Source organism: Clostridium aminobutyricum (assembly GCF_017255415.1).
In the GTDB taxonomy this organism is placed as follows: Bacteria; Bacillota; Clostridia; order Peptostreptococcales; family Anaerovoracaceae; genus Aminipila; species Aminipila aminobutyrica.
In genome coordinates, this window is sequence record NZ_JAFJZZ010000009.1 from 63,963 (window position 1) to 86,489 (window position 22,527).

26 protein-coding genes are annotated in these 22,527 nt (G+C 41.8%); all 26 read left to right on the forward strand.

Translation table 11 applies throughout. The features are described from left to right. The first annotated feature begins 36 nt into the window (after positions 1 to 36). The 26 genes from cysS (at position 37) to JYB65_RS13880 (ending at position 22,513) form a co-directional block, all read left to right on the forward strand. On the forward strand, positions 37 to 1,437 hold the full coding sequence (gene cysS / locus JYB65_RS13755) for a cysteine--tRNA ligase (RefSeq protein ID WP_206583268.1): 1,401 nt from the start codon (positions 37 to 39) through the stop codon (positions 1,435 to 1,437). Between the two features lie 115 nt (positions 1,438 to 1,552). After that, positions 1,553 to 1,969 carry a Mini-ribonuclease 3 gene (locus JYB65_RS13760; RefSeq protein ID WP_206583269.1) on the forward strand — a complete coding sequence of 139 codons (417 nt, stop codon included), beginning with the start codon at positions 1,553 to 1,555 and terminating at the stop codon, positions 1,967 to 1,969. Beyond that, a complete protein-coding gene (locus JYB65_RS13765; protein WP_206583270.1) occupies positions 1,944 to 2,141 on the forward strand; it encodes a hypothetical protein in 198 nt (65 codons plus the stop codon). Before JYB65_RS13760 ends, JYB65_RS13765 begins: the two co-directional genes overlap by 26 nt. A gap of 46 nt (positions 2,142 to 2,187) precedes the next feature. Continuing rightward, on the forward strand, positions 2,188 to 3,018 hold the full coding sequence (gene thyA, locus JYB65_RS13770; RefSeq protein ID WP_206583271.1) for a thymidylate synthase: 831 nt from the start codon (positions 2,188 to 2,190) through the stop codon (positions 3,016 to 3,018). 8 nt (positions 3,019 to 3,026) lie between these two features. Then, complete coding sequence (locus JYB65_RS13775; RefSeq protein WP_206583272.1) at positions 3,027 to 3,512, forward strand: dihydrofolate reductase; 486 nt, start codon at positions 3,027 to 3,029, stop codon at positions 3,510 to 3,512. A 28-nt stretch (positions 3,513 to 3,540) separates the two neighbouring features. Further along, positions 3,541 to 4,269, forward strand: a complete 729-nt coding sequence (rlmB, locus tag JYB65_RS13780; RefSeq protein ID WP_206583308.1) for a 23S rRNA (guanosine(2251)-2'-O)-methyltransferase RlmB — start codon at positions 3,541 to 3,543, stop codon at positions 4,267 to 4,269. After that, on the forward strand, positions 4,259 to 4,867 hold the full coding sequence (gene sigH / locus JYB65_RS13785; protein WP_245156688.1) for an RNA polymerase sporulation sigma factor SigH: 609 nt from the start codon (positions 4,259 to 4,261) through the stop codon (positions 4,865 to 4,867). The genes rlmB and sigH overlap by 11 nt, the downstream gene beginning before the upstream one ends. Positions 4,868 to 4,959: 92 nt before the next feature. Then, positions 4,960 to 6,252 carry a M20 family metallopeptidase gene (locus tag JYB65_RS13790; protein ID WP_206583274.1) on the forward strand — a complete coding sequence of 431 codons (1,293 nt, stop codon included), beginning with the start codon at positions 4,960 to 4,962 and terminating at the stop codon, positions 6,250 to 6,252. Positions 6,253 to 6,312: 60 nt separating this feature from the next. After that, positions 6,313 to 7,407 carry a dipeptide epimerase gene (locus JYB65_RS13795; protein WP_206583275.1) on the forward strand — a complete coding sequence of 365 codons (1,095 nt, stop codon included), beginning with the start codon at positions 6,313 to 6,315 and terminating at the stop codon, positions 7,405 to 7,407. Positions 7,408 to 7,471: 64 nt separating this feature from the next. Beyond that, complete coding sequence (locus JYB65_RS13800; RefSeq protein ID WP_206583276.1) at positions 7,472 to 8,854, forward strand: aldehyde dehydrogenase; 1,383 nt, start codon at positions 7,472 to 7,474, stop codon at positions 8,852 to 8,854. Positions 8,855 to 9,239: 385 nt separating this feature from the next. Next, positions 9,240 to 9,536, forward strand: a complete 297-nt coding sequence (locus JYB65_RS13805; RefSeq protein ID WP_206583277.1) for a BMC domain-containing protein — start codon at positions 9,240 to 9,242, stop codon at positions 9,534 to 9,536. A 27-nt stretch (positions 9,537 to 9,563) separates the two neighbouring features. Then, a complete protein-coding gene (locus JYB65_RS13810; RefSeq protein WP_206583278.1) occupies positions 9,564 to 9,869 on the forward strand; it encodes a BMC domain-containing protein in 306 nt (101 codons plus the stop codon). A gap of 56 nt (positions 9,870 to 9,925) precedes the next feature. Further along, positions 9,926 to 11,473, forward strand: a complete 1,548-nt coding sequence (locus tag JYB65_RS13815; RefSeq protein WP_206583279.1) for an aldehyde dehydrogenase family protein — start codon at positions 9,926 to 9,928, stop codon at positions 11,471 to 11,473. 28 nt (positions 11,474 to 11,501) lie between these two features. Then, positions 11,502 to 14,045 (forward strand): choline trimethylamine-lyase, encoded by a 2,544-nt coding sequence (gene cutC / locus JYB65_RS13820; RefSeq protein WP_206583280.1) that lies wholly within the window; start codon positions 11,502 to 11,504, stop codon positions 14,043 to 14,045. Positions 14,046 to 14,099: 54 nt separating this feature from the next. Further along, positions 14,100 to 15,059, forward strand: a complete 960-nt coding sequence (gene cutD, locus JYB65_RS13825) for a choline TMA-lyase-activating enzyme (RefSeq protein ID WP_206583281.1) — start codon at positions 14,100 to 14,102, stop codon at positions 15,057 to 15,059. Between the two features lie 42 nt (positions 15,060 to 15,101). Continuing rightward, positions 15,102 to 15,452, forward strand: a complete 351-nt coding sequence (locus JYB65_RS13830; protein ID WP_206583282.1) for a BMC domain-containing protein — start codon at positions 15,102 to 15,104, stop codon at positions 15,450 to 15,452. A 47-nt stretch (positions 15,453 to 15,499) separates the two neighbouring features. After that, the gene (locus tag JYB65_RS13835; RefSeq protein ID WP_206583283.1) at positions 15,500 to 16,216 is read left to right on the forward strand and encodes a hypothetical protein; all 717 of its coding nucleotides are present in this window, start codon (positions 15,500 to 15,502) and stop codon (positions 16,214 to 16,216) included. Beyond that, positions 16,197 to 16,499, forward strand: a complete 303-nt coding sequence (locus tag JYB65_RS13840; RefSeq protein WP_206583284.1) for a BMC domain-containing protein — start codon at positions 16,197 to 16,199, stop codon at positions 16,497 to 16,499. Before JYB65_RS13835 ends, JYB65_RS13840 begins: the two co-directional genes overlap by 20 nt. After that, a complete protein-coding gene (locus JYB65_RS13845; RefSeq protein WP_206583285.1) occupies positions 16,496 to 16,759 on the forward strand; it encodes a EutN/CcmL family microcompartment protein in 264 nt (87 codons plus the stop codon). The genes JYB65_RS13840 and JYB65_RS13845 overlap by 4 nt, the downstream gene beginning before the upstream one ends. A 16-nt stretch (positions 16,760 to 16,775) precedes the next feature. Further along, positions 16,776 to 18,104, forward strand: coding sequence for a 4Fe-4S dicluster domain-containing protein (locus JYB65_RS13850; protein WP_206583286.1), 1,329 nt, complete (start codon positions 16,776 to 16,778; stop codon positions 18,102 to 18,104). 1 nt (position 18,105) lies between these two features. Further along, positions 18,106 to 18,654 carry a BMC domain-containing protein gene (locus tag JYB65_RS13855; RefSeq protein WP_206583287.1) on the forward strand — a complete coding sequence of 183 codons (549 nt, stop codon included), beginning with the start codon at positions 18,106 to 18,108 and terminating at the stop codon, positions 18,652 to 18,654. Positions 18,655 to 18,710: 56 nt separating this feature from the next. After that, positions 18,711 to 18,929 carry a hypothetical protein gene (locus JYB65_RS13860; protein WP_206583288.1) on the forward strand — a complete coding sequence of 73 codons (219 nt, stop codon included), beginning with the start codon at positions 18,711 to 18,713 and terminating at the stop codon, positions 18,927 to 18,929. Between the two features lie 40 nt (positions 18,930 to 18,969). After that, complete coding sequence (locus tag JYB65_RS13865) at positions 18,970 to 19,602, forward strand: cupin domain-containing protein (protein ID WP_206583289.1); 633 nt, start codon at positions 18,970 to 18,972, stop codon at positions 19,600 to 19,602. 25 nt (positions 19,603 to 19,627) lie between these two features. Further along, positions 19,628 to 20,275 carry a BMC domain-containing protein gene (locus JYB65_RS13870; RefSeq protein WP_206583290.1) on the forward strand — a complete coding sequence of 216 codons (648 nt, stop codon included), beginning with the start codon at positions 19,628 to 19,630 and terminating at the stop codon, positions 20,273 to 20,275. A 53-nt stretch (positions 20,276 to 20,328) separates the two neighbouring features. Further along, positions 20,329 to 21,879 (forward strand): acetaldehyde dehydrogenase (acetylating), encoded by a 1,551-nt coding sequence (locus tag JYB65_RS13875; RefSeq protein ID WP_206583291.1) that lies wholly within the window; start codon positions 20,329 to 20,331, stop codon positions 21,877 to 21,879. Beyond that, positions 21,866 to 22,513, forward strand: a complete 648-nt coding sequence (locus JYB65_RS13880) for a phosphate propanoyltransferase (RefSeq protein WP_206583292.1) — start codon at positions 21,866 to 21,868, stop codon at positions 22,511 to 22,513. Before JYB65_RS13875 ends, JYB65_RS13880 begins: the two co-directional genes overlap by 14 nt. Positions 22,514 to 22,527: the final 14 nt, after the last annotated feature.

Below are 22,527 nucleotides of genomic sequence, written 5' to 3' on the forward strand. Positions count from 1 at the left end.
AAGAGTAGTAAAGCGCAAAGAAAGGGGTTTGCTAAGATGAAAATATACAATACATTAACGAGAAAAAAAGAAGAATTTGTTCCTATTGATCAGAAGGAAATTAAGATATATGTATGCGGACCTACAGTATATAATTTTTTTCACATCGGAAATGCCAGACCATTTGTTGTATTTGATACGTTAAGAAAATACTTAGAATATAGAGGAAATCAGGTAAGGTTTATTCAGAACTTCACGGACGTGGATGACAAAATCATCAATAAGGCGAGAGAAGAGGGCGTCAGTGCAGGAGAAGTCAGCGAAAAATATATTGAAGAATATTATAAGGATGCTGCTGCATTAAATGTAAAGAAAGCTTCGGCGCATCCGAAGGTAACTGAAAATATGAAAGAAATTATCGAATTCGTGCAGGATTTGATTAATAAAGGATTTGCCTATGAGGTAAATGGAGATGTGTATTACAGCACCAGAAACTTTAAAGAGTATGGAAAGCTGTCCAAGCAGAATATTGAAGATCTTGAATCCGGAGCAAGAATCGAAATCGGTGAAAAGAAAAAGGATCCTCTTGATTTCGCCTTGTGGAAAGCAAGAAAAGCCGAGGATGAAATTGCATGGGAATCTCCTTGGGGAATGGGCAGACCCGGTTGGCATATTGAATGTTCGACCATGTCCAAAAAATATTTGGGCGAGACCATTGACATCCATGCGGGTGGTCAGGATTTAGCTTTTCCGCATCACGAAAACGAAATCGCACAGTCAGAAGCGCATAACGGAAAGCCATTTGCAAACTATTGGATGCACAACGGATATATTACCATTGATAATGAAAAGATGTCTAAATCAAAGGGTAATTTCTTTACAGTAAGAGATATCCTGAAAGACTATAGCGGAGAAGTGATGCGATTCTTCTTGCTGTCAGGGCATTACAGAAATCCGATTAACTTCAGTGATTTGCTGATGGAACAGGCCAAGAACGGTCTTGTAAGAATGCAGAATGCGAAAGCAAACTTAAAATATTTAATGGAAGCCGGATCAGACGGCGGAATAACAGAGACCGAGAAAGAGACTGCGCAGGGATTTGGCAAATACCGTGAAGAGTTTATCGGAGCCATGGACGATGACTTAAATACCGCGGATGCCATCACAGCAGTATTTGAGCTCATAACGGCTGTAAACACCGCAGTAAAGGATGGGGCTTCAAAAGAATTTGCAAAAGAAGCTTATGCGATCCTGATGGAACTGACAACGGTACTGGGACTTCTTCAGGAAGAAGAAGACGGAAGCATTGACTCGGAAATTCAAGCACTGGTTGATGAAAGACAGGAAGCAAGAAAGAACAAGAACTTTGCGCGGGCAGATGAAATCAGAGATTTGTTGAAGGCAAAAGGAATTGTTTTGAAGGATACCCCTCAAGGTGTTCAGATTATAAAAGAATAAGTTGAAAATGACAGTATAGCCGGACCCTTTGAGGAATTCTTGATAAGGGTCTTTTGCTATTTATAATAGTGGAGGAAGCAGGATTCTCTGTTTAGTGAGATAGATGAGAAATACAATGGAAGCAGTAAAAATGAATACAACGGCATTGGCCTATATGGGTGACGCGGTGTATGAAATGTATGTTCGACAATTTGTTTTAGAGCGTGATTCAGTAAATGTAGATAAGCAAAATAAGCTTGCTGTTCGTTTTGTAAGAGCAGAAGGACAGGCGTTTGCTATTAAAAAGATGTTTGATACGACGCTTACGGAACAAGAACAGCTTCTGGTAAAAAGAGCTCGAAATAAAAAAATCACTTCTAAACCGCAGCATGCAGATCCTGTGACTTATAAACTGGCGACGGCCTTTGAAGCGTTGATTGGATTTTTGTACTTGTCTGGGGATACAGAGCGACTGGAGGCAATCATTCGTCAGGCGTTGGAATTGATAGAGAAGGCGGAGATAACAGATGGCAGGAAAACAATCAAAAAATAAATATAAAGAGATGATATGGGATTATTATAGGACCAATCGAGAGATCTCTAAACAAAGCGAGGAGTATCATCAAAACAATCCGCAGCAAGGATGGAATACTTCGGCGAAGGTTTATTTGGCCATTATCGTTATCGGCGTCGTTGCTATTCTATTTAAATATTTTATTATATAGGTGATATTTGAGATATCGATGAAGTATCAAAAATGAGAGGGTTTCCATGAGTAAAGCAGATGTACTATTTATTAATATGTGTAACGAAATTTTAGAAAAAGGCTATTCTTCAGAAGGGCAGATTGTCCGGCCCAAGTGGGAGGATGGTGACCCTGCCCACACGATAAAGAGTTTCGGTATGGTGAACCGTTATAATTTGCAAGAAGAGTTTCCAGCACTGACTTTACGGCCGACAGCGATAAAATCGGCCTTCGATGAACTTTTATGGATATGGCAGAAAAAATCCAATCGTATAGAAGATTTAAACAGTCATATATGGGATGAATGGGCCGGAGAAGACGGAACGATCGGAAAGGCATACGGCTATCAGCTTGCTAAAAAATATAAATTCCCTCAGGGTGAGATGGATCAAGTAGATAATGTAATCTGGCAGCTTAAGAACACACCGTACTCCAGGAGAATTATGACGAATATCTTTAACTTTGCGGATTTGACGGAAATGAATTTGGAACCTTGTGCCTACAGTATGACCTTCAATGTAACGGGAAATAAGCTGAATGCTATTTTAAATCAGCGTTCTCAGGATATCTTAGCAGCAAACAACTGGAATGTGGTTCAATATTCTTTACTTGTATATATGCTGGCTCAGGTTTGTGGTTTTGAACCGGGTGAATTGATTCATGTGATTTCGGATGCACATATTTATGACAGGCATGTGCCGATTATAAAGGAAATGATCAGCAGGCCGCAATTTCCTGCGCCAAAGGTAACGCTAAATCCCGAAATAACCGATTTTTATCAGTTTACTGTGAATGACATTAAAGTGGAGAACTATGTAAATAATCCGCAAATAAAAAATATACCAATTGCAATATAGGAGAAAAGATGAAGATTATAGTAGCCGCTGATCGGAAATGGGGCATCGGAAAAGATAATAATTTATTAACCCATTTACCGGGAGATTTAAAATATTTTAAAGAGATGACATTGGGAAAAGTGGTTGTGATGGGGCGAAAAACGCTGGAGTCTCTGCCGGGTAAGAAACCGCTTCCCGGGCGTACCAATATCGTATTGTCGGGGGACAAGAACTACAAAGCGGATTGTCTGGTATGCCATTCTGAAGAAGAGTTGGCTCATGAACTCGAAAAATATGATACGGAAGATATATACATAATAGGCGGTGCAAAGGTATATGCTGATATGAGGGATTGCTGCGATACCTATTATGTTACAAAAATATTGGATGAATTTGATGCGGATCGGCACTTTGAAAATTTGGATCTTTGTCAAGATGTGGAACTTGTTTGGGAAAGTGAGTTGCAGGAACATAACGGCACGGAATACAAATTTACGGAATACAGGAGAAAATAGTTTGGAAACACAAAGCACAAATAAAAATATGATTGTTGGCAGAAACCCCGTTATGGAGGCGCTCCGAAGTGACCGCGAAATTGAAAAGCTGTTGATCGGGAAAGGTACGGAAGGCTCTATTAAGAAGATTATGGGGATGGCGAAGGATAAACATATCCCGATTATCATGACTGAAAAATCGGCGTTAGACAGACTGGCAAACGGAACTCCTCATCAGGGAGTGGTGGCGTATGTCTCTTCGTACGACTATTGTGAAATAGAAGATATTTTCGAACTGGCTAAGAAACGCGAAGAAGCACCTTATATCATGATTCTGGACAATTTGGAAGACCCGCATAATCTAGGGGCGATTATGAGAACAGCCGAAGCGGTGGGCGCTCACGGCATTATTATCCCGAAAAGACGTGCTGTGGGAATCACTGATGTTGTGGTGAAAGCTTCTGCAGGTGCGGTGGAATATGTGCCTTGTGTCAAGGTATCCAACATCGCGCAGACGATTGATAAAATCAAAGAGATGGGGGTTTGGGTTGCGGCCTGTGATATGGATGGTCAACCTTATTATAAGGCAGATCTTAAGGGCGGAATTGCTATCGTAATAGGCAGCGAAGGCTTTGGTATCAGCAGATTAGTGAAGGAAAAATGTGATTTTGTCGTATCCATACCAATGGTGGGTAAAATCACTTCTTTAAATGCATCCAATGCAGCTGCAGTATTAATGTGTGAGGTAAGAAGACAAAGAGATGCAGTTGGAATATAGGGAACTATTGGATGAAGAGCTGGTGGTGAAGGCTCAGGCAGGTGACGAAGCAGCCGAAGAAGCGCTGATAAGAAAATATAAAGACGTTATTCGAACGAAAGCTCATCTGTATTTTATGGTTGGTGCAGACAGCGAAGATGTGGTTCAGGAAGGTATGATCGGATTGTTTAAGGCGATAAGAAGCTATGAACAGGACAAAGCCGCTTCTTTTAGGACGTATGCAGATATTTGTATTAATAGGCAAATCCTATCCGCAGTAAAACATGCAACAAGACTAAAATACTCTCCGCTGAATACGTCTATACCACTTTATAGTGACGACTTTAACGACAGCAGTGATATGAGCATTGCTGAAATATTGGCTTCGGGTATAGAAAATGATCCGGAGGCCATATTAATTATGAAAGAAAAAATGTCCTTTATAGAAAAAGAGGGAAGAAGCTTTTTCAGTGAAATGGAAAACAAAGTACTTTCAGAGTTTTTACAAGGGAAAAATTATACGGAGATTGGGCAGATTATGGGGAAATCACCAAAATCCATTGACAATGCAATTCAACGGATTCGGAAAAAGTTAGAAGCTCATTTGAGTGGAATCTAGTTTAAATAGTGTAAGAAATCAAAAAGAGCTCCAGCTGGCGGTACCGTAATTTTGTGCCTCAAGCTGGATTTTTTTCAAAAGTGGAGGATAGGATGTTTACAAAGAAAATTGAACAAATGAAGGATCAAATGATCACTTCGTTGCAAGAGTGTATCCGCATTGAAAGCGTCAATACGGGAAAAAGCAGTCCGGAAATTCAGCGGGCTTTGGCGTATACATTGGAATTAGCGGAGCATCTTGGCTTTGAAGTGAAAAACATAGAGGATAAGGTTGGGTATGCTCAGTATGGGCAGGGAGAAGAAATGATAGCTGTTTTAGCCCATCTGGATGTAGTTGCGGCAGGAGAGGGGTGGAGCTATCCCCCTTTTGGCGGCGAAATTCATGACGGAAAAATATTCGGCCGTGGCGTATTGGATGATAAAGGAGCTGCCATAGGAGCTTTATATGCATTAAAAGCAATTGCAGATTCTAATGTAGCTTTGAACAGACGAATACGAATTATTTTCGGCACCAGTGAAGAAACCGGTGGCGATGATATCGCACGCTATAAGCAAACGGAAGAATTGCCGGTCATGGGATTCACCCCTGATGCGGAATATCCGGTTATTTTCGCTGAAAAGGGGATTATAAACGTTGTATACGCAAAAAAGCTTAATCAGGGGCATGCAGAAAGTGTGCTGGAAGAACTGGTGGGAGGAGAAGCGCCTAATGTTGTACCCAGCTATGTTTCAGCAATCATCTCGGAAAAGGGAGCCAAAAGTAGGTTAGAGGCATTCGGTAAGACGGCACATGGAAGTACCCCGGAAAAAGGGAAGAACGCAATATCGGAGTTGTTGTCACAATTAAAACAGATCCCATTTTGTGAGGAACTTCACCAATTCATTCAATTTATCCATAATCGTATAGGGGTAGAAACGGATGGAAAAGGGCTTGGTATTCATTTTCAGGACGAAGTTTCAGGAGCGCTTACAGTAAACGTAGGAACGATCAAATTAGAAGGGGATGAGATAAAAGTTTGCTTGGATATCAGGTATCCGGTTACAGCGGATTTTGAGTATATAAAAAGTAAGCTCCAAGAAGCGGCGGATGAAAACAATCTGCAAATGCACATTGTCCGTCATAAAAAGAGCCTATATATTCCGGAAAACAGTACATTAGTAGAGAAATTGCAAGGAGTATATGAAAAAGAAACAGGGCAGAAAGTGCCTCCTATGTCAACCGGCGGAGGGACTTACGCAAAGGAAATGGAGAATATCGTCGCTTTTGGTATGCTGTTTCCGGAGCAGGAAGATGTGATGCATCAAAAGGATGAATATATGAGCATTGAAGATCTGATAAAGAATGTAAAAATAATGGCTAGTGCAATGTATGAATTAGCGAAGTAATAGGGAGTCTTATTTAAATTCTTTTGAGACACTCTCGGATTAATTGAAGGGGGATTCATATTGAAGATTGGGGATATTCAATTAAAACATCTTAGCATACCGCTGAAGAAACCGTTTAAAACAGCGCTGCGAACTGTTGAAACAGCAGAAAATACCATTGTTATGATAACCACAGAGGAAGGAGACATCGGTTTTGGAGAAGCACCGCCTACGATGGTTATTACAGGGGAAAGCAACGAATCTATTATAGCTGTGATTGAACATACCATGAAAGAAAAGCTAATTGGTAAAGAGATCGACCATTCAGAGGAGATCTTCGATGCGATACAGGCTTCTTCAATCAAAAATTACAGTGCCAAAGCAGCGGTGGATATGGCCGTTTATGATTTACTGGGGAAGCAATATCAAACACCGCTTTATAAATATTTAGGAGGATATCGAAATCAGGTAGAAACGGATTTAACCATCAGTTTAAACGAACCCGAAGAGATGCAGGAAGATGCAGTTCATGCTGTAGAGCGAGGATTTCAATTCTTGAAATTAAAGGTTGGTACGGATGAACGGAAAGATATCGAACGGGTTAAAAAAATCAGAGAAGCAGTAGGGAACAAGGTTTCCATTCGATTGGATGCGAATCAAGGCTGGACGCCAAAGGAAGCCATCCGGATTATACGAAGAATAGAGGAAATGGATCTTCGAGTCGAATTTATTGAACAGCCTGTCCATGCCTGTGACTTAGAAGGGTTAAAAATGGTCACGGAACATGTGATGATTCCCATCATGGCAGATGAGAGCCTGTTTTCTCCGGCCGATGCGTTGAAAATTTTACAGCATAGAGCGGCTGATCTTTTGAATATTAAGTTGATGAAATGCGGAGGAATCTATAATGCGTTAAAGATTATAGCGATTGCAGAAACCTATGGCGTGGAGTGTATGCTTGGAAGCATGATCGAAAGCAAAGTGAGTTTAACTGCTGCCGCTCATTTAGCAGCAGCAAAGAAGAATGTCACCAGAGTGGATTTAGATGCAGCAATTTTGCTCGCGGAAGATCCGGTAGTGGGAGGCTTTGAACAACAACTACCACTGTTTATGCTGACAGAGGCACCGGGGCTCGGCATACAGGAGATAAGAGGGTTAAAAGAAATTAGAAAATAATTTGTTTTAAAGGAAAAGGTAGGTCGAACTTAGTATCACCCTATAGGGATGGAGGGGAAATTACATGAAAACGGAAGCGTATGAACAGCTATTGAAAAGACAAAAGGCGTTTTTTCATTCGGGAAAATCAAAGGAGCTTAACTTTCGGATAGATCGGCTAAACATTCTAAGAAAAACCATCATAAAAAGAAATCAAGAAATAATGGAAGCATTGAATAAAGATTTTGGCAAGTGTGAATTTGAAGCCTTTACGAATGAAATTCTGAATGTACTGGATGAAATCAAACTCGCTGCAGAAAATTTACAATCCTGGGCTGCGCCAAGAAAAGTGAAAACACCGATCATTCATTTTTTGTCCTCGAGCAAGGTTTATCATGAACCGTACGGCACTGTCCTGGTGATGAGTGCATGGAACTATCCTTTCCAATTAGCGATGAATCCGTTAGTGGGGGCAATCGCGGCGGGGAACTGCTGCATTTTAAAACCTTCGGAACTGGCCCCAAATACGTCAAATTTATTGTCAAGCTTGATCAAGGACTGTTTCGCAGAAGAGCATTGCAGCGTTGTGGAAGGCGGCATTGAAGAAACGCATGCGCTTTTGAAGGAAAATTTTGATTTGATCTTCTATACGGGAAGTACCCGTGTAGGGAAAATCATTGCGCAGGAAGCTGCCGCTCACCTTACGCCTGTAGTTCTTGAAATGGGCGGGAAGAGCCCTTGTATTGTCAGTCATAAAGCAGATATTAAATCTTCTGCGAAAAGGATTGCCTGGGGGAAATTTATCAACGCAGGCCAAACTTGTGTGGCTCCCGATTATGTGATCGTCCATAAAAAAGTGAAGCCGGAACTGGTGACCGAACTAAAAAAGCAGATTACTGCTTTCTATGGAAAGGAGCCTGAAAAGAGTAAGGATTATTGCAGGATTATTAATCAACATCATTTTTCACGATTATCTGCTTACTTGGAGGACGCAACCATTCTCATAGGCGGTAAGACAGAGGCCAGTCAACTTTATATAGAGCCTACTGTAATACAGGAAGTCACATGGGAGCATCCTGTTATGCAGGAAGAGATTTTCGGACCGATCTTGCCTATTATAGAATATGAAAATTTTACAGAAGTAATTGACATCGTCAATTCGCATGAGAGACCGCTCGCTCTTTATTTGTTCTCTAAAAGTAAGAAGGAACAAAAAAGAATCATAAAGGAGGCCTCTTTCGGCGGGGGTTGTTTTAATACAACGATTCTGCACGTAGGAAATCCTTATCTGCCATTCGGCGGTATTGGAAACAGCGGAATGGGAAACTATCACGGGGAGTGGAGCTTTGAAACCTTTTCTCATAAAAAAGGCGTGCTGGAAAAATCCTTCTTAGTAGATTTTAAATTTTTATATCCGCCTTATAAAAATAAGGTGAAATGGGTAAAAAGAATTTATTTAAAAAAATAATTTATAAACAATAGGATCTCCTTTATTAAATGATTGCCAGATGCAAAAAACGCATCTGGTTTTTTAATTAGCTCGTATTTTTATGAACTCAAAAATGCCTACCCAAATAGGAATAGAACCGGAGATTTGCATAGAGAAAATTGCATTTGCAATAATTTCTATGCTTTTTTGCTTGGAAAAAGGGTTCTAAAATAAAATTAACTGGGAATAATTTTGGCTGTTGCGGTGGAAATTTCAAAAAAGTTATGATTTTACAAATAAAAATAGACGGACAAGCAAATAATAAAACGAATAATTAGCTTAACTAAATATAGGATACACTTCGACTGATTTTTATTAGTCAGTATATATGCGGCTGATTTTAAAATTGAAGGGAGAAAATAGCATGAGATATTACGGTGAAGAAGCCTTGGGCTTAGTGGAAACATTAGGCATGGTTCCTGCTATAGAAGCGGCGGACAAAATGTTAAAGGCAGCTGATGTTGAACTGATTTCTTATGAAAATATAGGCTCGACCTTGGTAACCATCATGGTAAAGGGTGATGTTGCAGCAGTTCGGTCTGCAGTAAAAGCAGGCGCAGCGGCGGCAGCGGCAATAGGTAAATTAACCGCGCAGAATGTTATGCCCCGCCCAATTAAGGCGGTAGGAGACATTGTTTCCGTTCATGACATTGATGCGTAGAAATAATGGAAGAAAGGAATCATTCAGATGGCAAATTATGAAGCAATTGGTTTAATAGAGACTTTTGGATTGGTATTTGTTTTAGAAGCAGCGGATGCAATGTGCAAGGCTGCAGATGTTGAATTAATCGGATACGAAAATGTAGCATCCGGCTATATTTCTGTTTTAGTTCGAGGGGATGTAGGTGCTTGTAAGACAGCTGTTGCAGCTGGTGTTAAGGCTGTGGAAGAAATGGAAGATGGAAATCTTTATAGCTCTGTTGTTATCGCAAGACCTCATCAGGATCTTGAAAAGATTATTGCCCGTTACGCATTAGATAAATTATTGGCTTAAAGCGGCTTCTATGTTTAGAAATAATCTTATTGTAGGAAAGAAAAGGAGAGGCCGGAATGAATATTATTGATAATGATTTGCTCTCCATCCAAGAAGCTCGGATTCTTGTGGAAAATGCTCATGAGGCACAGAAGATGCTGACTACTTTTCCGCAGGAAAAATTAGACGTGATTGTTGAACGTATGGCGGAGGAAGTTGGAAAGCATGCCAGTGAGCTTGCTAAATTGTCACAGGAAGAAACGGACTACGGGAGGTGGCAAGACAAACTGATAAAAAACCGATTTGTTTGTGAGTATCTACGCAACAGTCTTAGAAATTTGCGCTGCGTAGGAATCATTCATGAGGATAAAAAGAACAGGACGATGGATGTAGGCGTACCAATAGGGGTCATCGTAGCCCTTTGTCCTGCCACCAGCCCGGTATCCACCACTATCTATAAAGCTTTGATTGCCATTAAATCCGGAAATGCCATTATTTTTTCGCCGCATCCGAGAGCGAAAAAAACAATGCACGCCGTGTTAGATATTCTAATTCGTGCGGCAGAAGGCTATGGATTGCCGCAAGGAGCTCTCGCTTACTTATCGGTGGTTACCCGCAGCGGAACAGCAGAGCTTATGAATCATAAATCTACTTCATTGGTGATGAATACAGGTGTTCCGGGGATGCTGAAAGCAGCGTATGAATCAGGAAAACCGGTCATATACGGAGGAACAGGAAACGGCCCGGCATTTATTGAACGTACAGCGGATATCAAACAAGCGGTTCGAGACATTATTGTCAGCAAAACCTTTGACAATGGGATGGTGTCGGCAGCGGAACAATCCATCGTTGTGGATAGTTGTATAGCCGCAGAAGTGAAGCGGGAGCTGCAAAATAACGGGGCGTATTTTATGACGGATGAAGAGGCAAAAAGGCTCGGCACCATGTTGTTCTTATCCGATGGGTGCCCAGAACCGGAATTGGTTGGGAGAACAGCGCAGGAGCTGGCGAAGAGAGCCGGATTCTATGTACCGGATAACGTCGTTTTACTGATATCGGAACAGCGATATGTGTTTGAGGCAAATCCTTATTCAAAGGAAAAACTATGCCCTGTTTTAGCATACTACATTGAAGATGATTGGATGGATGCATGTGAAAAGTGTATCGAATTACTTCTGAGTGAGCGAACCGGAAATACGTTGGTGATTCATTCAAATGATGAAGAGGTCATTCGTCAATTTGCACTGAAGAAACCGGTGGGAAGAGTCTTAGTGAATACACCGGCTATCTTTGGCAGCATGGGAGCGACCACCAACTTGTTTCCTGCGATGACATTGGGAAGCGGTTCGGCAGGGCAAGGCATTACTTCGGATAATGTGTCCCCAATGAATCTGATCTATGTTCGTAAAGTAGGCTATGGTGTACGAACGGCAGATCAAATTAAAACGACCTATTTCAAGCCGTCAGTAAGTGTGCAGCAGGAACAACCGGAAAAAAGAGAGCAGAAGAAAGAAAATATACAGCTTGTACAAAATGTGCTGGAAGGTGTTATCAAAGAACTGAGAAATAGGGATTCGGAACATGCTTTAAAAAATTCAATAAGCCTAAATCCCGTCAATAGGTAATCAAAAATTTTAGAAAGAGGGTAGAAATTTGGATATTCGAGAGTTTTCAAATAAATTAGCAGAAGCTACTCAAAAGATGTCTGCGGAAGAAAGAGCATCCATTATTAAGATGTTCGAAAGTGTTTCTCAACATATAGCGAAAGATGACTGTGCCGTTAAAACGGAAGGGTATAGCAATACAGGCGGTGGGGTTCCGAACGGAATTACAGAACGCTTGCAGAAGTTGAAGGAGAACTATTTGAAACAGGTTCCTTCCATCACGACTCACCGTGCCAGAGCAATTACCAAAATAGCGAAGGAAAATCCTGGTATGCCTAAGATATTACTTCGTGCAAAGTGCTTTAAATATTGCTGTGAAACAGCCCCTTTAGTGATCCAGGATCATGAGCTGATTGTGGGCGCTCCGTGCGGCGCTCCTCGTGCCGGTGCTTTTTCTCCCGATATTGCATGGCGATGGATGCTAGATGAAATCGACACCATTGATAAACGTCCGCAAGACCCATTCTTTATTTCAGAAGAAGATAAGAAAATCATGCGTGAAGAATTATTTCCATTTTGGGCGGGGAAATCCGTAGATGAATATTGCGAAGACCAGTATCGTGAAGCCGGAGTTTGGGAAATTTCAGGAGAATCGTTTGTTTCGGATTGCTCTTACCATGCCGTAAATGGAGGCGGAGACTCTAATCCGGGATACGATGTCATCCTGATGAAAAAAGGAATGCTTGATATTCAGAAAGAGGCAAAAGAACATCTGCAAAATTTGGATTATAAAAATCCGGAAGATATCGAGAAGATTTATTTCTATAAAGCCATGATTGATACAACGGAAGGCGTGATGATCTATGCAAAGCGGCTATCGAACTATGCCGCTGAATTGGCAGTAAAAGAGACAAATCCGGTACGTAAGGCAGAATTGCAGAAAATTTCTGAAGTCAATGCAAGAGTACCCGCAAATAAGCCAAGCTCTTTCTGGGAAGCCATTCAGTCCGTTTGGACAATAGAATCCCTGCTTGTAGTAGAAGAAAATCAGACCGGGATGTCAATAGGGCGTGCGGATCAGTATTTATATCCTTACTATAAAAATGATAAAGATACAGGCCGGATGAGTGACTTTGAAGCATTTGAGCTGTCAGGCTGTATGTTGATTAAGATGTCCGAAATGATGTGGATTACCAGTGAAGGCGGATCAAAGTATTTTGCCGGCTATCAGCCGTTTGTTAATATGTGCGTGGGCGGGGTCACACGTGATGGATTTGATGCAACCAATGATTTGACGTATCTTCTGATGGATGCAGTACGACATGTAAAGATTTATCAACCTTCCTTAGCTTGCCGTATTCATAACAAATCGCCACAGAAATATATGAAAAAGATTGTTGATGTAATCCGTTCCGGTATGGGATTCCCAGCTTGCCATTTCGATGATACACATATCAAGATGATGCTTTCGAAAGGAGTTTCCATTGAGGATGCAAGAGACTACTGCTTGATGGGCTGTGTGGAACCTCAGAAGTCAGGACGTTTATACCAGTGGACTTCAACGGCTTATACCCAATGGCCGATTTGCATTGAGCTTGTTTTAAATCGCGGTGTACCGCTATGGTACGGAAAACAGGTGACACCGGATTTCGGAGATATTAACCAATATAAAACATTTGAAGAATTCGAACATGCCGTTAAAGAACAAATACGATATATTACAAAGCTGTCCAGCATTGCAACCGTTATATCACAGCGTGTTCACCGAGACCTTGCACCAAAGCCTTTAATGTCCATTATGTATGAAGGTTGTATGGAAAATGCAAAGGATGTCTCCGCCGGCGGAGCAATGTACAATTTTGGACCCGGGGTTATCTGGAGCGGGCTTGCGACCTATACGGATGCAATGGCGGCTATCAAAAAACTTGTATTTGATGACAAGAAATATACCCTGCAGCAGCTAAATGAGGCCTTAAAAGCCGACTTTGAAGGGTATGAACAGGTACTGAACGAGTGCTTGGGTGCACCTAAGTTTGGCAACGATGACGATTATGCGGATATGATCGCGGCGGATTTAATCAATACCACTGAGACGGAGCATCGAAGATACAAAACGTTGTATTCCGTATTAAGTCATGGGACGTTATCCATTTCAAACAATACACCTTTCGGTCAATTGACAGGGGCGTCTGCCAACGGACGTCGGGCTTGGTCTCCGCTGTCAGATGGGATCAGTCCTACTCAGGGAGCAGATTATAAAGGCCCTACAGCGATCGTCAAGTCCGTTTCAAAAATGTCTTGCGACAGCATGAACATCGGTATGGTGCATAACTTTAAACTGATGGCAGGATTGTTGGATACACCGGAAGGAGAAGAAGGAATCATTGCATTGCTTCGAGCTTCTTCAGTATTCGGTAACGGTGAAATGCAGTTTAACTATTTGGATAATAATACGTTATTGGAAGCGCAGAAGCATCCGGAAAATTATCGTGATTTAATCGTACGTGTAGCAGGTTACAGCGCATTCTTCGTAGAGTTATGCAAGGATGTACAGGATGAAATCATAAGCAGAACAATGCTGACCCATTTATAAAAGCGCAGCGTTTCGATTTTTTTCGGAAATAAGATAATCAAACGGAGATAAAGTATGGGCAATAAAAAGACAAGTGTCATTGAAAGAAAGGCATTTATATCCAATATTCAGAAATATAATATGTACGACGGACCGGGAATTCGAACGATTGTATTCTTTAAAGGCTGCCCATTACGCTGTAAATGGTGTGCAAATCCCGAAAATTTGGAGCGTAAGTATCAAGTAATGAGCAAAAATGTATCCTCCCATTGCGGTCAAGCTTGTGCCGCTGTCTGCCCGGTTGGAAAGCACAGCGTTTCAAAGGAGACGCAGAAACATGCAATCAATTATAAAATTGATTGCATTGGATGCCGAAAGTGTGAAACGGCATGCACCGAATCTGCTTTCTCTGTTGTGGGAGAGGTAAAAACCATTTCAGAACTTCTTGAAATTATCGAAGAAGACCGAATGTTTTATGAGCTTTCCGGCGGCGGCGTAACCTTAAGCGGCGGTGAAGTGCTGATGCAGCATGATGCTGCTGCAAACTTGCTGATGGCCTGCAAACAAGTAGGTATTAATACGGCAGTTGAAACGTCCGGTTATGCAAAACTGGAGCATGTACTTCAAGTGGCAGAATTCACCGATTTATTTCTGTATGACATTAAGCACATTGATTCCGCACGGCATTATGAATTTACTGGAGTTCGAAATGAGTTGATATTAAGTAATCTGAGAGAACTCATTCATCGAAGATATAATGTGAAAATAAGGATGCCTTTGCTAAAGGGGATCAACGACAGTCAGAGTGATATTGAGGGAGTCGTTCAATTGGTAAAGCCGTTTCTAATTTATAAGAATTTTAAGGGGATCGATCTGCTTCCTTATCATAAAATGGGCGTCAATAAATATAAACAGCTGGGATTGGAATATCCGTTGGAGAAGTATGATGATCCGTCCTTGAGTGAGGAAGACTTAAACCGAATAGAGGGCTGGATTAAACAGCATCATTTACCGGTTTCCGTCATTCGGCATTAGACTGTTTTACGATTGACAAGATCGTAAGGAAAGGATGATTTGATGACAGTTGGCGAAAAAGGAATACAGCGTATCATACAAGAATCCGTTCCGGGCAAGCAAGTTACCATCGCTCATATTATTGCTTCCCCTATGTCAGACATCTACGAACGATTAGGAATAGAGGATCAAGGAGCCATTGGTATATTGACTTTGACACCCTATGAAACAGCCATCATAGCAGCCGATATTGCAACAAAAACGGCGGATGTGCAAATTGGATTTTTGGACCGTTTCACAGGATCTGTCGTTATAAACGGTGATGTTCAGAGTGTCGAAACCGCACTGCATGCAGTGAATAAAACGTTAAAAGAAATGCTCGGTTTTGATGCAACTGCCATCACGCGAACCTGACGAAATAATAGAAGAAACAAAGATAAAAAGTAGTAGGAGGGATGAGGTTGAAATTTATAATTGAAGATGATTTACGGGACTTATATAAAAAAGAACCTTTTACTGCTTATGAAGTAGAGACAGGCTCAAAGTTAACACCGGGCGCCCGCCAATTTCTGGCAGACCGCGGAATTGCTATGGCCATGGGTGATCTGAATGCGAAGAAGAAAGCAGGAAATACAAAGGATGATAAACGTTTAAATCCTAAGAAAAAGTGGAGATTAAAAAAACTGACGAGTAAATTAGAATCTACAGAAGCCGCTTTTTTGACAATAGCCGAAGCCATTTTACAAGAAGATATTTTCCTGACACAAAAGATCATTGAGATGAGTAAACAAATCGCAGTGATTCAAAAGGTACTGGAAGGAAAATCAAGTATGGAAACGCTTTCATGCAAAGCATGCACGGCGATCAATGAAGAAAATGCTTGCAGTGACATCGATGACTGCTTTGAAGTAACAGCATTTCACATGCAGCTTAAAAAGGGCAAGGAAATTTTACTCATCAACCAGCTGCGTTGTTTTCTTCGTGAAATAGAGCCTATACTGATGGAAGCCTATGAGAACGGTGACGTAGAAGAGATGTTATCGGAGCAAATACTGGGTCAAGTGTATTCACTGATTAATCATTTATCACAACTGATTTGCTTAGCGGTAGACGGAAAAGAATGCCAGAAAAAAGTCAATGAACAGAGGAGAGATAAAGATGGATATTCGAATAATTAAGACGCCTTCTCCAGGGACCTTAGATATTATTAAGCACCGTATGGGAACCAGCACCAATAAAGAATTAAGGGGAATTGATGCGGTCGGATTGTTGCAGGGCAAAATGATTGAAATGATCTGCGCTGCGGATATTGCAGAAAAAACGGCAGATGTTACAGTCTCCGATCTGAGAGGAAACTGCCCGAACAATATGATCATGGTTGGAATTTTTGGCGATACTTCATCTGTAGAATCCGCCATACAGGAGATTAAACAGACAATGAGAGAAGGAACAGATTCATGATAGCAGCAAGACTGATTGACCATGTATGGGCAACAAGAAAAGCAGAAGCACTCAATGGATTGAAATTTATGTTGGCAGAAGTAATCGGCGGCCTCAATGCGGGAGAACGTTTTATTGTTGCAGATAAAATCAGTGCAGGAGTCGGGGATAGAGTGATTATCAGTATGGGCTCATCAGCTCGCAGAATGTTGGAAGATGATGCTATTCCTGTCGATGCGGTTGTCATTGGCATCATAGATGAAGATTGCCATTTTGAGTAACTTGGGAGGTAGTAGTATGGATATTCTTGATCAGATAAAAGAGGCCGGTATTATAGGTGCAGGAGGGGCTGGATTTCCTACCCATGCGAAATTGGCATCGAAAGCAGAATATATTCTCCTGAACGGAGCAGAATGTGAACCGCTTTTAAGGGTGGATCAACAATTGATGGAGCTGTATCCGGATGAAATCATCAAAGGGTTTGAAGCAGCCGGCAGAATAGTGGAAGCGAAAAAAGCCATCATAGGAATCAAGAATAAGCATAAAAACGTGATTTCCATTTTACGAAACAGGATTGAAGTTTTAAAATTAGGGGATTTTGTTGAGGTCAAGGAATTACAGGATGTCTATCCTGCAGGGGATGAACACGTTCTTGTATACGAATTAACTGGTCGTGTTGTTCCTGAGACAGGGATTCCGATTCAGGTGGGATGTGTGGTAATCAATTCGGAAACGGTGCTGAATATCTATAATGCTTTACAAGGGAAGCCTGTTATCGATAAATTTATTACGGTTACCGGAGATATTCCAAATCGTCTAACTGTCAAGGTGCCTATCGGGACACCTATCCGTGATGTATTGAAGTTAAGCGGCATTGAAAATTTTGAAGGGTATGCCGTTATTGACGGAGGACCGATGATGGGTCCGGTTCTGAGCAATTTAGACGGTTATGTAACCAAGAAGAATAAAGGATTTATTCTTCTAAAAAAGACCCATATGTTGATTCGAAAAAAATCATCCAGTGTAGAGCAAGCAAAAAGAGTGAACAAGGCTGCCTGTGAGCAATGTCGGATGTGTACCGATATGTGCCCTCGTTATCTTCTAGGGCACAATATGCAGCCGCACAAGATGTTAAGAAGTTTAAATTATTCGTTGTCAAATACGGAAGACCAGAAAATCTCCTTCCTTTGCTCTCAGTGTAATTTATGTGAATTGTTTGCTTGTCCGGTTGGCATTAATCCGAGGTCGGCTAATATCTATATACGACAGAAATTAATCGAGCAGGATATCAAGTATAAACCGACGCAAACGGAATTACATCCGCGTAAAAGCCGTGAATACCGATTGCTTCCGAGCAAACGTCTGGTGGCGCGACTAGGACTGAGTGAATTTGATAAGTCGGCGCCTATGAAGGTGATTCAAATGGAGCCGGAGTTCGTTCACATTGCGACCAGGCAGCATGTAGGTGCGCCTGCAGTACCTGCTGTCTCGGTCGGAGATGCTGTAAAGCAGGGACAGCTCATCGGTAAAATTCCGGAAGATAGCTTAGGTGCTGCAATTCATGCAAGCATTTCCGGAAATGTAACTGAAATCAATAATGATTTTATTGTAATAAGGAGGGCATAGTATGGCAAATGCGATAGGTATGGTTGAATTTACAAGCATCGCGCGAGGTGTATATACGGCCGATCAAATGGTGAAAATTTCTGAAGTAGAGGTGGTAACGGCTCAAACGGTATGCCCCGGCAAATATATTACGATTGTACATGGCGATGTGGCCGCAGTAAAAGATTCTGTTGAAATCGGGCAACGGGTCGCGGGAGAATATTTCGTAGACTCCACCATCATTCCGAATGTAAACCCATTAGTCTTTCCGGCTCTTACCGGAGCGACGATGCCGGATGAGATTCAAGCATTAGGGATCATGGAATCCTTTTCTTGTGCATCCATGGTGATTGCTGCGGATGCCGTTTTGAAGGCTGCTCATTTAGAACCGTTGGAACTGCGTTTAGGCAATGGCTTGGGAGGGAAAGCATTTTTCGTATTTACCGGCGATGTAGCGGCCGTTGAAACCGGAGTCGAAGCGGGAAAAGAGATTGCCGATGAAAAAGGATTGCTGGTTAATGCAGAGATCATCCCTTCTCCGTCAGACCGCTTGCTGCCATCCTTGTTTTAGTTAACACAATAAATATTATTGTTTACAAAAGGGGGAAGATGAAAGAGCTGATCTGCATGAAAGATATAGAAGAGTTAGAAAAGAAAAGTGAAAAAATTTTAACCCTTGATGAAAACACCATCCTTACGCCGGCCGCTAGAGATCTGGCAAAAGAAAGAGGATTTACAGTTATGGATGAAAACGCTAACAATCATCCTCAAAAAGGTAGAGAAAAGATATTCTTAAATAAAACAGTTATCCCTTCTCCTTCTCAAGCGATAGGTCAACTGTTTTAATTATTGAAATTTATTGAAGGTATTGAAAGGAGGTGAAGGCATGAAAAAATTAATTTGTGCGAAAGAAATTGAAGAGTTTGCGAAACAAGGAAAGAAGGTATTCTATATGGATTCAGATACAATTATCACACCGGCTGCTCAAGACGCTGCACAGGCTAGTGGCGTGGAATTTTCTACACAGACTGATTGTTGCAAGGTAAAAAGCTCGGAACCGATGAAAACAGGTGACGGAGAGATCAGCAGTGAAATGATTTATTCTGTTCTGAAAGCATTAGCTGATCAGGGCCAGTTAAGTGGGGTTTTAGAGAATATTTCATGCGGTCCTTATATTGCCGAAAAAGACAAATGCGGACTTAAAATTGTTCGAGGCAATTCGGTAAAATATGAGGTGCTGGATACAGGAAATCCGAAGGACAAAGTATTCTATCAAGAGATTATTAATGCCGACGACGGCTGCTCAATGAATGCAGGATTTATTACCATTGAAACTTGTAATTTTGATTGGGAATGTGCTTGTCAGGAACTTTACTATGTAGTAGAAGGGACCTTGACTGTTGCGGCAGAAGACAAGACTTATACTGCATATGCCGGCGATGCCGTATTCTTCCCGAAGGGCGCTAAAGTGACCTTTGGTTCACCGAACAAGATGAAAGCATTCTATGCAACCTATTAGGATGCACCGCAGAGGAGGATATTAAATGAAGGCACTTGGCTTAATTGAAACGAGAGGCTTGATTGCTTCTGTCGAAAGTGCAGATGCAATGCTGAAAGCGGCGCAAGTATCTCTGGTTGAAAAGGTATATGTTGGAGGAGGACTTGTTACCGTCACCGTTACCGGTGATGTCGGAGCAGTAAAAGCATCTGTGGAAGCGGGCTCAGCAGCAGTCCGGCAGCTGGATAGTACCTTGCTGATCTCACAGCATGTGATTCCGAGGCCTCATCAGGAATTGGAACAATTGATTGGTCCTCCAAAGCAATCCTATGGTAAAAAGAGTTTGATAAAAGAACAGCCGAACAGGACAATACTACAGGAGAATAGTAAGGCTTCGGTCGTGGAGGAGCAAGAAGACAGTAACGGCTCTGCGGTAAGGGAAGTTACGGATGGAACAGAAGAAGCGGTATCATTAGAAATGGATTTGGAACAGATTGATAAAGAGAAAGTAGATCAAGCGGTAGAAGACTACAGTATAGAAATCGTCGTAGGCATTTTGAATAAATTGAAGGTGGTAAAACTTCGAAATTTAGCTCGACAATACAAAGAGTTTGGCATATCGGAAAATTTGATTTCCAAGACAGATAAAAAGATGCTTCTTGCAGAGTTTGAAAACTACTACAGAAAAAAATAGTACTGTTTATAAATACAAAAACCTTTATGAGAAAAGGAAAGGAGTGATCACCTTTGGAGAATTTTGACTTTGACCTACGATCTGTACAAGAAGTGAGGGACCTCGCCCGTATAGGAAAGGTTGCAACAGAACAAATTGCACACTATTCTGAAGAGCAGATTGATAAAATTTTATGTAATATGGTGAAGGCAGCGCAGGAAAATGCCGTAAGCTTAGGGCAGATGGCGGTGGAAGAGACTGGGTTCGGTAAGGCGGAGGATAAGGCTTATAAGAACTATTTGGCTTCCAAGATCCTCTATGAGTCCATAAAAAACATGAAAACGATTGGCGTAATCCATCAGGATCCGGATTCCATGTTAATGGATATCGCAGAACCGGTTGGATTATTAATGGGAATTGTACCTTCGACCAATCCGACGTCTACAGCTATTTTTAAATCAATGATTGCAGTCAAGTCACGAAATGCTATCATCTTTTCGCCTCATCCTTCCGCAGCTAAATGCACCATGAAGGCGGCAAAGCTGATGCATGATGCGGCAGTGTCAGCAGGCGCTCCGGCGAATATCATTAACTGCATCTCGATGCCAACGGCAGAAGCCACGAAAGCATTGATGGACAGCAAAGAAGTAAAGATGATTATTGCTACAGGAGGACCTGGTATGGTAAGAGCCTCCTATAGTTCAGGAAAGCCCGCTTTAGGCGTCGGCGCAGGGAACTGCCCGGCCTATATTGAAAAGACGGCGAATATTCCGCAGGCGGTTCGAAATATCTTGGCCAGTAAGAATTTTGACTATGGCACTATTTGCGCTTCTGAACAGTCTGTCATTGTAGAAGAATGCAACCGTGAACAGGTTGTCGCTGAGTTTAAAAAGCAAGGCGGTTATTTTATGACACCGGAAGAAACCGCAAAAGTGTGCGGACTTCTATTTAAAGCCGGTCACGCCATGAATGCAAAATTTGTGGGGAGATCTCCTCAGGTTATTGCAGCTGCTGCAGGTATTTCTATTCCTGACGGAACCAGAGTGCTGATTGGTGAACAAAAAGGAGTCGGACCGGATTATCCGTTGTCCTATGAAAAGCTGACTTCCGTACTGGCTTTCTATACCGTAAGAGATTGGCATGAAGCTTGTGAGCTTTGCATTGAATTGCTCCAGAACGGCATCGGGCATAGCATGAGTATTCATACCGAAAGTAAGGAAATGGTTATGAAGTTTGCTGAAAAACCGGCGGCTCGTATTCTAGTCAATACAGGCAGTACACAAGGTGCTACAGGAATAAGCACCCGGCTGCTGCCATCCTTTACACTGGGGTGCGGGACATGGGGAGGAAGCTCTGTCTCCGAGAATGTAAGCCCAATGCACTTAATTAATATTAAAAGAGTTGCCTATGGAGTGAAAGACTGCAGTACGGTAGCTGAAAGTGACACCAGCTTTAAAGGTTTATTCTGTAATACTTGTGGTGCTTCTGTTCAACATGACAGAGGAACCCAAACTTCTTCTTCCTGTGCATCGAACAACAATTGCTCGGATAATGAACAGCTTTTAAAGCTGATCCATGAAATTGTCGATGCAATGAAGGGAGGAAAATATAGTGGACAAGTATGAGAATGCATTGAAGCTATTGCTGGAAGCTATTCAACAAAATCTGACTCCCGAAAGCTCCGGTAGCTCTCCGGAAGTTCCGGTAGGCGTGTCGAATCGCCACGTTCATCTCTCTCAAAATGATATGAATATTCTCTTTGGAGAAGGATATCAAATGACAAAAATGAAAGATTTATCTCAACCGGGCCAATTTGCTTGCAGGGAAACCGTAACCATATGCGGACCGAATGGAGCGATTGAAAAGGTTCGAATTCTCGGCCCCGTACGAAGCAAAACGCAGGTTGAAATCCTGTCAGGTGACTGTTTTAAACTGGGGACTGTATCTCAGCCTAGGCTTTCCGGAGACTTGCAGGGAACACCGGGAATTACCATTATCGGACCGAAAGGTTCCGTTCGGACGACAGAAGGATTGATTGTTGCACAGCGGCATATTCACATGACACCGGAGGATGCCTATCGTTTCGGAGTTCATGACGAACAAATTGTCTCTATAGAGGTTAGCGGGCCGCGCGGAGGCATTTACCGGAATGTTGTGATACGGGCAAATGATGCTTCTGCACTCGAATGCCACATTGACACGGAAGAAGCGAATGCTATGAATGTAAATTCGCAATCAAAAATTAAATTGCTTAAATAATATTTTAGGAGGAG

What these genes read in the sequence shown, in the direction of transcription:
- cysS (WP_206583268.1), top strand. Translation starts at nt 37, where the DNA reads ATGAAAATATACAATACATTAACGAGAAAAAAAGAAGAATTTGTTCCT.
- JYB65_RS13760 (WP_206583269.1), top strand. Translation starts at nt 1,553, where the DNA reads ATGGAAGCAGTAAAAATGAATACAACGGCATTGGCCTATATGGGTGAC.
- JYB65_RS13765 (WP_206583270.1), top strand. Translation starts at nt 1,944, where the DNA reads ATGGCAGGAAAACAATCAAAAAATAAATATAAAGAGATGATATGGGAT.
- thyA (WP_206583271.1), top strand. Translation starts at nt 2,188, where the DNA reads ATGAGTAAAGCAGATGTACTATTTATTAATATGTGTAACGAAATTTTA.
- JYB65_RS13775 (WP_206583272.1), top strand. Translation starts at nt 3,027, where the DNA reads ATGAAGATTATAGTAGCCGCTGATCGGAAATGGGGCATCGGAAAAGAT.
- rlmB (WP_206583308.1), top strand. Translation starts at nt 3,541, where the DNA reads ATGATTGTTGGCAGAAACCCCGTTATGGAGGCGCTCCGAAGTGACCGC.
- JYB65_RS13790 (WP_206583274.1), top strand. Translation starts at nt 4,960, where the DNA reads ATGTTTACAAAGAAAATTGAACAAATGAAGGATCAAATGATCACTTCG.
- JYB65_RS13800 (WP_206583276.1), top strand. Translation starts at nt 7,472, where the DNA reads ATGAAAACGGAAGCGTATGAACAGCTATTGAAAAGACAAAAGGCGTTT.
- JYB65_RS13805 (WP_206583277.1), top strand. Translation starts at nt 9,240, where the DNA reads ATGAGATATTACGGTGAAGAAGCCTTGGGCTTAGTGGAAACATTAGGC.
- JYB65_RS13810 (WP_206583278.1), top strand. Translation starts at nt 9,564, where the DNA reads ATGGCAAATTATGAAGCAATTGGTTTAATAGAGACTTTTGGATTGGTA.
- JYB65_RS13815 (WP_206583279.1), top strand. Translation starts at nt 9,926, where the DNA reads ATGAATATTATTGATAATGATTTGCTCTCCATCCAAGAAGCTCGGATT.
- cutD (WP_206583281.1), top strand. Translation starts at nt 14,100, where the DNA reads ATGGGCAATAAAAAGACAAGTGTCATTGAAAGAAAGGCATTTATATCC.
- JYB65_RS13830 (WP_206583282.1), top strand. Translation starts at nt 15,102, where the DNA reads ATGACAGTTGGCGAAAAAGGAATACAGCGTATCATACAAGAATCCGTT.
- JYB65_RS13840 (WP_206583284.1), top strand. Translation starts at nt 16,197, where the DNA reads ATGGATATTCGAATAATTAAGACGCCTTCTCCAGGGACCTTAGATATT.
- JYB65_RS13845 (WP_206583285.1), top strand. Translation starts at nt 16,496, where the DNA reads ATGATAGCAGCAAGACTGATTGACCATGTATGGGCAACAAGAAAAGCA.
- JYB65_RS13850 (WP_206583286.1), top strand. Translation starts at nt 16,776, where the DNA reads ATGGATATTCTTGATCAGATAAAAGAGGCCGGTATTATAGGTGCAGGA.
- JYB65_RS13855 (WP_206583287.1), top strand. Translation starts at nt 18,106, where the DNA reads ATGGCAAATGCGATAGGTATGGTTGAATTTACAAGCATCGCGCGAGGT.
- JYB65_RS13860 (WP_206583288.1), top strand. Translation starts at nt 18,711, where the DNA reads ATGAAAGATATAGAAGAGTTAGAAAAGAAAAGTGAAAAAATTTTAACC.
- JYB65_RS13865 (WP_206583289.1), top strand. Translation starts at nt 18,970, where the DNA reads ATGAAAAAATTAATTTGTGCGAAAGAAATTGAAGAGTTTGCGAAACAA.
- JYB65_RS13870 (WP_206583290.1), top strand. Translation starts at nt 19,628, where the DNA reads ATGAAGGCACTTGGCTTAATTGAAACGAGAGGCTTGATTGCTTCTGTC.